We start from the raw sequence: 9,452 nt of genomic DNA, 5'->3' as shown, positions 1-9,452 counted from the left end.
CCCGGGTGGCCGGAATTTGCTTTTTGTACGGCGTCCATGCTGAGTGCGCGGATGGCGTTGGCAAGCTCTTTACGAGAGGACATGTTTTACTCCAGGTCGGATTAAAAAATCAGTCAAGTTTTCTATTTTCTCAGACTCAGCATTAAAACGGCAATCCCTAATGCCAAATGAGAGCGAGTTCACAACTTATTAGCACAATTGGTCGTTTTTTCGGAATAACACTATTTTCCTGATTGTCAGCGTACACTAGTCTCAGACGGCAAGATTTCCCTAAATTAAAATGGCACTCCCCCCTTGTTACTATCACAGGAAGATGGCTTTATGAAGATCCGTACCTCTTTGATTGCATTAAGCATTGCCACTTTGGTAAGCGGCTGTCAAAACCTGAATACCGATACCCTGATGCAGTCTGGCGCACAGGCGTTCCAGGCGGCGACGTTGAGCAATAACGACGTAAAAACCCTGAGTGATAAATCCTGCGCGGAGATGGACAGCAAGGCACAAATCGCGCCGGCTGACAGCACCTATGCCAAGCGTCTGAACAAAATCGCCGCGGCGCTGGGTGATAATATCAACGGCACGCCGGCCAACTACAAGGTTTACGTCACTAAAGACGTGAATGCCTGGGCGATGGCCAACGGCTGTATCCGCGTTTACAGCGGCCTGATGGACATGATGACCGATAATGAAGTGGAAGGCGTACTGGGCCATGAAATGGGCCACGTGGCGCTGGGCCATACTCGCAAGGCGATGCAGGTGGCTTACGGCACCGTGGCGTTGCGTACCGCAGCGGCCTCAACCGGCGGCATCATCGGCTCATTGTCACAGTCACAACTGGCGGACATGGGCGAGAAACTGGTAAATGCCCAGTTCTCGCAGAAGCAGGAAAGCGAAGCGGATGACTACTCGTTCGACCTGCTGAAACAGCGCGGCATCGATCCGAACGGTCTGGTCACCAGCTTTGAAAAACTGGCGAAAATGGAAGCCGGCCGTCAAAGCAGCATGTTCGACGACCACCCTGCCTCGGAAGCGCGTGCGCAGCACATTCGCGACCGCATCGCGGCAGGTAAGTAACCTTCATTATCCTACAGAGCAACGGCACCCAAAAGTGGGTTTCCCACTGATTAAGGTGCCGTTTTCAAAAAAATAAAAAAGCGCAATCCTATTAAATCCATTTTAAAAAAAACCTCTCAAAACCGCTTATAGATTTATATAAATAAAACAACTTACAACAACACATAATAACCATTTATTTTTTGTGATCTTTAACGGAAATTCACCCAAGTGGCATTGAACGTTGTCTGGAAACAATATAATACCAAGTTTCCTTATGGACATAAAACAACACTATGGAATGGAGTTATTTATGAAAACTATTGACTCATCTTTACTCGATCAAATCGCTGGTGGTCGTGGAAATAATGGCGGTGACCGTAGCGATAATGGCGGAAGAAGCCGAAATAATGGCCGAAACGGAGGCGGAGCCCCAAAAACATGCGCAAATGATGTTGGCGTTGGCATCATCACTGGCGCGCTAACAGGCGTGGCTGGTGGGCCGTGGACGATGGTTGGTTTTGCCGTTGCGGGGGCTGCGACGGCAAGCCTAAGCTGCCCTGATAAAAGCCCATATAGAAATAACAACAATAATAACAGAGATGCACTAGCGGGTAACCGCTCCCCAAATAGCGTAAATGGTCAATGCCGCTGGTAATATTCTTCTGTATATATCCCCCCACTCAGTGGGGGGCGATTAAGGCGTCAACTTATGAATAAAGCAAGATACTCGTTAATTTCCATTATCTGGATGCCAGGCTGTTACTTTATTGGCATTAAGTCGTCATTGAAAATATTACAACCGGCGACCAGCTATGTGGACTTGGTCACGCTGGTTCTTGCTATTATTGGGCTACGAGTATCCATTTCACTGATAGTCGACGCCCTGGGAATATTTAATAAAAATTAACTTCATTTGAACGACACCTTACTGATTAAGGTGTCGTTCAATCTGTCACGACTCAGTACAGGGTTTTCTGCGGTGGTCCGGCGAAGGTCAACGGCCCAATGCTGTTCATGTCCACCTCCACCACCGACGGCCCCGGATAGTTAATCGCCTCTGCCAAGACGCCGCTGAACTGCGCCGCGCTGTCGACCTTCCAGGCTTTCAGCCCCATAGCTTCGGCCACCAGCGTAAAGGCCGGAGTATGCAGTTCGTTATAGTACTGACGACCGGCAAAGTATTTATCCTGAATGCCGCGCATCACGCCGTAACCGCCGTCGTTCATAATCAGCAAAGTGATATTGGCCTGCTCCTGCGCCATGGTCGCCAGCTCGCCCAGGCCTAACGCCAAGCCGCCGTCGCCCACCAGCCCGACCACCTTGCGCTGCGGGTTAGCGATCGCGGTACCAATCGCCATCGGCAAGCCCATGCCAATCGCCCCGGCCAGCGAGTGAATGTTACACAGCGGCGAAATCGCGCGGAACAAACGGCTGCCCCAAACGCTGCCGGAGACGGTGATATCACGCACCAGCAGCCCATCCTGCGGCAGCGCGGCGGCAATGGCGTCGTTTAATTTGGCATATTCCCCCGACTGTTGGCGCAGCGCGCTTTCCGCCTGCTGCACCGCGCGGGCGATTTCGCTATCCCACTCGGCATTGACCTTTTCACCTGGGCTAATTCGGGCAGCCAGTGCTTTAAGCAAGGCACCACAGTCGCCGTTGATTTGTTCGTCGGCCAGATAGTTGCGATTGGCCGCCGCCGGATCAATATCAATCTGCACCAATGGGCGCGGCAGCGGCAGCGTCCAGGTACGGGTTTCATTGCTGCGCAGGCGTGAACCGGCCACCAGCGTCAGATCGCACTGCGTCAGGATCGCCTCAATGCTCGGCGAATTATGGAACGCACGCAGGCTGCGCGGGTGGCTATCAGGCAGAATGCCGCGCCCGTGGGTGCTGGAGATCACTGCCACACCGGCATCCGCCAATTTACGCACCGCCTCAGCGCAGCCCAGCGCACCGCCGCCCAGCCATAACAGTGGGCGTTTGGCCTGTTTCAGCCGCTGATACAACCGTTCAACCGCGTCGTCACTGGCTGGCGGCAGTGGCGCAGGCATCACCGGCTGGCTCAGCACCGCACTGGAAACCAGGCTGCTTTGAATATCGATCGGGATCTCTACCGCCACCGGGCCGCAAGGCACCGTCTGCGCGTCGAGAATGGCCCGTTGGATCACCGCCACCGCCTGTTCCGCAGAGTTAACCCGATACGCGCGTTTGGAGCAGGCGCGCAGGAAACCCAATTGATCGCGGGTTTCATGAATGAACCCGGCGTCGGCATCCAGCCAGGCTTTTTCCACCTGACCGGTAATGTGCAGCAACGGCGTATTAGCGTTCATCGCCTCGATCATTGCGCCGACCGCATTGCCGGCACCGGCACCGGTACTGGTCAAGGCCACGCCCAGACCGGAGAAACGGCCGTGGGCATCGGCCATGGTCACGGCCCCCGCCTCACCGCGTGCCGGCACAAAGCGAATGTTGCCGCGCTGCCCCACCGCATCGGCAATCGGCAGATTATGAATCGAAATGATGCCGTACATCGCCGACACCTCGTACTGTTCCAGAGTCCGGGCTATCGCCTCGCCAACCGTTATTTTCTCGCTCATCATCAGCCTTCTTATATGTTCGTTGTAGGGTACGCACCGTCGCTCAAAACTAATCGCTCCAGCGATTCGCCTGATGGCTAAGCGCCAGGTACAGGCTTTTTTGCTGCATATAGGCTTTGATGCCGTGCAGGCCCTTTTCGCGGCCCAGACCGCTCTCTTTAAAACCGCCGAAAGGCGTAGAAATGGAGAATGTTTTGTAGGTATTGATCCACACCGTGCCGGTTTCCAATTGCTCCGCCAGCGCCATAGCCCGTGGGAAATCACTGCTCCAGATACCGGCCGCCAGCCCGTAGACCGAATCATTGGCCTGTTCAATCAACTGCTGCTCGTCGTCGAACGGCAACACCACCAGCACCGGGCCAAAAATCTCTTCCTGACAGGCGCGGGCGCTATTGCTCAGCCCTTCGATGATCGTCGGCAGGTAATAGCTGCCGCCGGCCAGTTGAGGATCGGCCGGGGCTTCACCGCCAATCACTATCCGCCCGCCTTCCTGCTGCGCCAGCGCTACGTAATCCGCCACGCTTTGGCGATGCTTTTGGTTAATCAGCGGGCCGAGATGCACACCCGGCGTCAGTGGATTACCCACCCGCAATCCGGCCGCCAGTTCACTCAGGCGCGCCAGCAGTGGCTGGTACAAAGAACGATGCACAAACAGCCGCGAACCGGCGATGCAAGCCTGACCGGCGGAGCTGAAAATGCCATAGCAGATGCCGCGCGCCGCCTGTTCCAAATCCGCATCTTCCAGCACGATGGTCGGCGACTTACCGCCCAGTTCCAGCGAGGTGGGGATCAGTTTTTCGGCGGCAATGTGCGCCAAATGGCGACCGGTATTGGTGCCGCCGGTAAAGGAAATCTTTTTCACTAACGGGTGGCGGGCCAGCGCTTCGCCAATCACCGAACCTTTGCCCGGCAGCACGCTGAGCAGCCCGGCAGGCAGCCCTGCCTGTTCAAACAGCTCCGCCAGTTTTAGCGCCATCAGCGGCGTGGCTTCGGCCGGTTTGAGGATCACCGCGTTGCCCGCCGCCAGCGCCGGGGCCACCTTTTGCATTTCACTGGCAATCGGCGAGTTCCACGGCGTAATCGCCGCGATCACCCCCAGCGGTTGATACTGGCTCAGCGTCATCACCTCGGCGCTGCGTTGAGTCGGCAGTTCGCCCTCCAGCACCTCGCAGGCGGCAGCAAAGTAGCGGGCCGTCGCCGCTGCACTGGCCACCAGCCCACGGGTTTCCGCCAGCGGTTTACCGTTGTCGCGGGTCTGCAACTGCGCCAACTCTTCCTGCTGCGCCATAATCAGATTACTGACGCGGTACAGAATATTGGCGCGCTGATGCGGCACCAGCCCGCGCCACTCGGGCGCACGCCAGGCGCGTTCCGCCGCGGCTACCGCATCATTGACGTCTTCAACGCTGGCGGCACGCAGCTGCGCATTGACGCTGCCATCGGCCGGAAACACCGAGGTCATCTCGTCGCCACGCCCTTCACACCAGCGCCCAGCTACAAAAATCTTTAACTTTTCCATGCTCGCTCCTGCCGTTCAGGCAATAAAGCCACCGTCAACCAGACGGCGGCAGGCTTGTACCGCGCTCAGCGCCGCCAGGGTTGATGTTTTGGGATTGCTCGCCAGCGGGTTGCCGCTCAGCTCAATCTGAAACTCACCGAAATTGCCGCACACCTGTAGCCGGTGGGTATTGCGCCGGGTGGCGGGATCGACCAGTAGCCGCACCCGGGTGGCGTCCATCCCCAATCCGTTAAGCGCAATGGTCGCGGCCACGTTGGCATTGGCCGGGAACAGCCGCGCCGCCTCACGCGCCGAACCTTCAAAAAACACCTGCGCCTCGCTCACGGCATCAAGATCAATCAATTGCTCCGCCATGCTGCCGCGCCAGCTCGCCGGGCTTTTACAGGCCTGATAGGTGACGCTGTCCAGCCCGCCTTCACGCGCCGATGCCAGCCCATCCATCCCCGCCACCGCTCCGGACAGGACGATCAACTGGCCCTGGTGCTGCCGACAGGCCTGCTGCAACCGCTGCTGCAGCGCCGCATCCGCCAGCGCCCCGGTGGAGATCACCGCCAACGGCCAGCCGCGCGTCACCACCGCTTCACCAAATTCCGCCACCGCCTGCTGGCTGGCACATTCCAGCACCAGATCCGGCTGTTCAGTACACTGATCCGGGTGGGTTAACGCCTGCACCTGGCCACCGAAGGCACTGTCGATTGCCGCATGATGAGCCGCACGCGCCAGGATCCAGCCCACACTCACCCCGTCCGGCAAGCGGGAAAGCACTTCTCTGGCCATTGCGCCGTAGCCAATCATCATGATCTTCTTCATCTTTTCAGCCCCTGCGGTTAAAGATGGCGGTTAAAGCCACCGGAGACGTCAAGCGCCGCACCGGTAGTGAAAGACGCCAAAGGCGAAGCCAGGAACAACAGCGCTTGCGCCGGCTCCTGTGGCTTACCGAGGCGTTTCATCGGGATGCCGCGACGTTCGGCAATCACCGCCGTCCACTGCTCCCAGCTTTGATCCTTATCGCTGCGCTCGTCGAAGCGGCGTCGCCACTGGCCGGACTCCACCATGCCCAGCAGGATCGAGTTGACGCGAATGCCCTTGTCCACCAGCTCTTTCGACAGCGTCAGCGTCATGTTGAGCAGTGCGGCGCGCGCCGCCGAGGTGGCGATCATGTGTTCTTCCGGCTGCAATGCCAGCAGTGAGTTCACGCAGGTAATTGAAGCGATATCCGAACGCTCCAGCGCCGGCAAAAACGCCTGCACCGGGTTAATCACGCCGAACAGTTTTAGCTCCGCCTCATGCAGCCAGGCGCTACGTGGCGTCTGGTCAAAATGCGCGACGAATCCCTGGCCGGCGTTGTTGATCAACAGATCCACCCCGCCGAAGTGCGCCGTCACCTGAGCGGCAAACTGCGTCACCTGCGCCTCGTCCAACACGTCGCAGCACAGCGCCAGGATCTCCGCCTGTGGAAACTCATTACGCAGGCTGGCTTCGGCCCCGGCCAGTTTGTCCGGGTTACGGCCGCAAAAGGCCACCTTCGCCCCTTCCGCCAACAGCAGGCGCAGGGTCTCAAAACCGATGCCCGACGAACCGCCGGTGACCACTGCGACCCGTTGCTCAAGCTGAAAATTCATGGTTGGATTGCTCCCGTAAAGTCCTGCAGATAACGGTTAAATTGCTCCGGCGCATCGAGATAGCTGGCGTGCCCTGCGCCCTCAATCAGCCGCAGAGGCGCGTCCTGCTGCTGCGCCAGTATTGCCGCCGCTTCCGGCGGTGTGATCCGGTCGCAGTCACCGCACCACACCTGTAACGGGCCACGGTAACGCGCCAGATGGCGACCGATATCGTCGTTGGCCAGCATCCAGGCGGCGCTGAGAAAACCTTCCGGATCCAGCTGTTGCATGCCGTTGCGCACCCAGGCGATATCCTGTGGATCCGCGTCATCACGCAGCAGCGCAGCCGCCCGCTGTTCGCCGTAGCCCTGCGGCCCCAGCGTTTCAATCATCTGTTTACGCTGTCCGTAAACCTGTTGGCGTTTTTCTTCCGGCGCAGTGGCATAACCCTGAGCCGGATCGGCCAGCACCAGTCCGCAGAGGCCATCGGGATGATCCGCAGCATAGGCGCTGCCGATCAACGCCCCGAGCGAATGGCCGACGATCAGCGGTTGCTCCAGTCCAAGCTCTGCCACCAGCGCCGCCAATGCGGCGGCGTAAGCGGCGGCGTCCGGCTGGTTCACCGTCAGCGGCAGGCTGCCGCCGTAGCCCGGGGCATCCCAGGCCAGCAGGCGGTGACCATCGGCCAGGCCGCGATCGTTAAACTGCTTGATCCACGAGGCCGAACCGGAGCTGATGCCGTGCAGCAACACCACCGGGCGGCCGTGCCCCGCTTCACGCCAGCTCAGGGTGTAATTCCCGCAGCGCGCCTGCTGACGTTGAACCAGGCCGTTCATCAGTTACGCTTCACTTTGGACAAGGGGTGATCTGCCGGGTAGGTCGGCGTTTCCGGTTTGGCCGTGCCGAGCATCACGCACATCAGCGCCTCTTCCTCGCCGTGGTTGAACAACCCACGATAAACACCGGCCGGCACCGAGATCAGATCGCGCTCTTTCAGCTTGGTTTCGTAGTACTCCGTGCCGTCCTGGATCATCAGCGTGATACTGCCCTTCAGCATAAAGAACACCTCTTCCACATCGTCGTGCAGATGCAGCGGGCCTTCGCATTTCGACGGCAGCACCATGGTAGAGAAGGTAAAGTTACCCGCCGGAATGGTATTGGTGTCGTTAACCACCCCGGTTGCACCGGTGCCGATATAACGCATCTGCGCGCGGCGGTATTTCGGGTCGTAGTCAGCCTGGAACTTCAACGCATTCCAGTCATATTTACGGCCTTCAAAGCGGGCGATACGGGATTCCACCCAATGCTCTATCGACTGATCCTGCGGCTTGACGCCGGCTTGTTTCTCAACCTGGGACATGTTGGTACTCCTCTTTTCAATCAATGGGATATCAATATTTCTTCAGCAACGGCAGCAGAATGATGCAGCCGATAAAGGCCATTACCACCAGGAACAGCAAGCCGTTATCCATGTTGCCGGTGGCGGCGATCAGCGCCCCCATCAGCACCGGCGCCAGCGCACCGGCAAAATTACCCAATCCGTTAAAAATACCGCCGGCGGTGGCGCTAACCTTGCTACTGGTGGCCTTCGCCAACAGGGCAAAGATGTTCGGTGCCCCGGCCCCCCACATAAAGGTGCTGAAGGCCATGGCGGCGATCACGCTGTAGGTGCCCTGCATATGCAGCACCGCGGCCAACCCCAGCCCGGCACCGCACAGCGAGATAAAGCAGGCCAGCGCACGGCGGTCCAGTTTGTCCGACAGCCAGGCCCCGAGCACTTCACCCAGCAGCATGGCGATAAACGGCAGCGATGACAGATACCCGGCGTGTTCCAGGTGAATACCTTTGCCCTTGATAAGGTAACTGGGCAGCCAGCCGTTCATGCCCCACAGGTAGGTCAGGAAGGCGATGTTAAACAGGCAAATCATCCAGAAATGCGGGTTGCGCAGCAGCTCAAGGCGATGCTGTTTGCGTTCGGCGATGGCCGGTTTTGAAACGGTAGCGGCGGCCGGGCGTGACACATTCAGATGACGCATACCGAACAGCACCAACAGCATTACCGGCAGCGTCAGAAACGCCATAAAGAAGAAGGTGGTCTGCCAGTCAAAAGTGTTGAGGATATATAGCGTGACCGGGAATCCGAGCGCCGCCCCCAGTGGAGTGCCGAGTAGCCACAGCATAGTGGCACGCGCCTGCAGCCGCTGCGGGAAGGCCTGGCGGATAATGGCGTAGGCCATCGGTAACAGTGGGCCTTCGGCAATGCCGAGCAAAATGCGCAGCGTCATCATGGTGTGATACGAACGGGCCAGGCCCATCAGCACCATCAATACGCCCCACACTACCATCATGCCGATCAACACTTTTACCGGGTTCAGCCGGTCGCCAATGCCGCTGAGCAGCATCGAAGAAATGCCGTATGAGAACAAAAATGCGCTCATTAGCAAGCCCAGTCGCGCCGGGTCAAAACTGATGCCCAGCGCCTGCTGGAATTCGCTATCGGAAAACAGTGCCGCGATGCTGATCTTGTCGAAAAATGCCAACAGCACGCAGGCAAACAGCGCAATTGGCACCGACCAGCGCACCCGCTGCTGCGGATTTTCGGCAACGGCTTCCCCCACCCGTCCAGCGCGGGCGTCAATATCTTGCGTAGTCATGAAACGCTCCCGAGGTTACGGG

At 58.3% G+C, this 9,452-nt stretch carries 10 protein-coding genes; 2 read left to right on the top strand and 8 right to left on the bottom strand.

Annotation, left to right across the window (positions count from 1 at the left end; translation table 11 throughout):
- On the bottom strand, window positions 1–83 hold an 83-nt coding region (locus M2406_RS26565; protein ID WP_134267863.1), incomplete at its 3' end, for a hypothetical protein.
- Window positions 84–321: 238 nt separating this feature from the next.
- On the opposite strand from M2406_RS26565, the gene M2406_RS24575 reads away from it, so the two are divergent.
- Both M2406_RS24575 and M2406_RS24570 read left to right on the top strand, forming a co-directional pair.
- Window positions 322–1,074, top strand: coding sequence for a M48 family metallopeptidase (locus tag M2406_RS24575; RefSeq protein ID WP_012146657.1), 753 nt, complete (start codon window positions 322–324; stop codon window positions 1,072–1,074).
- A 292-nt stretch (window positions 1,075–1,366) separates the two neighbouring features.
- Window positions 1,367–1,711 carry a hypothetical protein gene (locus M2406_RS24570; protein WP_156779304.1) on the top strand — a complete coding sequence of 115 codons (345 nt, stop codon included), beginning with the start codon at window positions 1,367–1,369 and terminating at the stop codon, window positions 1,709–1,711.
- A 304-nt stretch (window positions 1,712–2,015) separates the two neighbouring features.
- On the opposite strand, the gene M2406_RS24565 is transcribed toward M2406_RS24570, so the two are convergent.
- Genes M2406_RS24565 through M2406_RS24535 form a run of 7 tightly spaced genes read right to left on the bottom strand, consistent with a single transcriptional unit; the run spans window position 2,016 to window position 9,430 of the window.
- Entirely contained in the window at window positions 2,016–3,656 is a 1,641-nt protein-coding gene (locus tag M2406_RS24565) for a thiamine pyrophosphate-binding protein (RefSeq protein ID WP_259191763.1), read from the bottom strand.
- Window positions 3,657–3,705: 49 nt separating this feature from the next.
- Window positions 3,706–5,175 (bottom strand): aldehyde dehydrogenase, encoded by a 1,470-nt coding sequence (locus M2406_RS24560; protein WP_259191762.1) that lies wholly within the window; start codon window positions 5,173–5,175, stop codon window positions 3,706–3,708.
- 15 nt (window positions 5,176–5,190) lie between these two features.
- Complete coding sequence (locus tag M2406_RS24555) at window positions 5,191–5,985, bottom strand: aspartate dehydrogenase (RefSeq protein WP_012146660.1); 795 nt, start codon at window positions 5,983–5,985, stop codon at window positions 5,191–5,193.
- 17 nt (window positions 5,986–6,002) lie between these two features.
- Window positions 6,003–6,797 (bottom strand): SDR family oxidoreductase, encoded by a 795-nt coding sequence (locus M2406_RS24550; protein ID WP_012146661.1) that lies wholly within the window; start codon window positions 6,795–6,797, stop codon window positions 6,003–6,005.
- Window positions 6,794–7,612: an alpha/beta fold hydrolase gene (locus M2406_RS24545; protein ID WP_259191760.1), complete on the bottom strand. Its 819-nt coding sequence runs from the start codon at window positions 7,610–7,612 to the stop codon at window positions 6,794–6,796. The genes M2406_RS24550 and M2406_RS24545 overlap by 4 nt, the downstream gene beginning before the upstream one ends.
- Entirely contained in the window at window positions 7,612–8,136 is a 525-nt protein-coding gene (locus M2406_RS24540) for a cupin domain-containing protein (RefSeq protein ID WP_012146663.1), read from the bottom strand. The genes M2406_RS24545 and M2406_RS24540 overlap by 1 nt, the downstream gene beginning before the upstream one ends.
- A 31-nt stretch (window positions 8,137–8,167) precedes the next feature.
- Complete coding sequence (locus M2406_RS24535) at window positions 8,168–9,430, bottom strand: MFS transporter (RefSeq protein ID WP_017893911.1); 1,263 nt, start codon at window positions 9,428–9,430, stop codon at window positions 8,168–8,170.
- Between the last annotated feature and the right edge of the window lie 22 nt (window positions 9,431–9,452).

The organism is Serratia sp. BIGb0163 (assembly GCF_024809935.1).
Taxonomy (GTDB): Bacteria; Pseudomonadota; Gammaproteobacteria; order Enterobacterales; family Enterobacteriaceae; genus Serratia; species Serratia quinivorans.
Note: the sequence above shows the minus strand (reverse complement) of the source record. Positions and strands in the feature narration are given on the sequence as shown.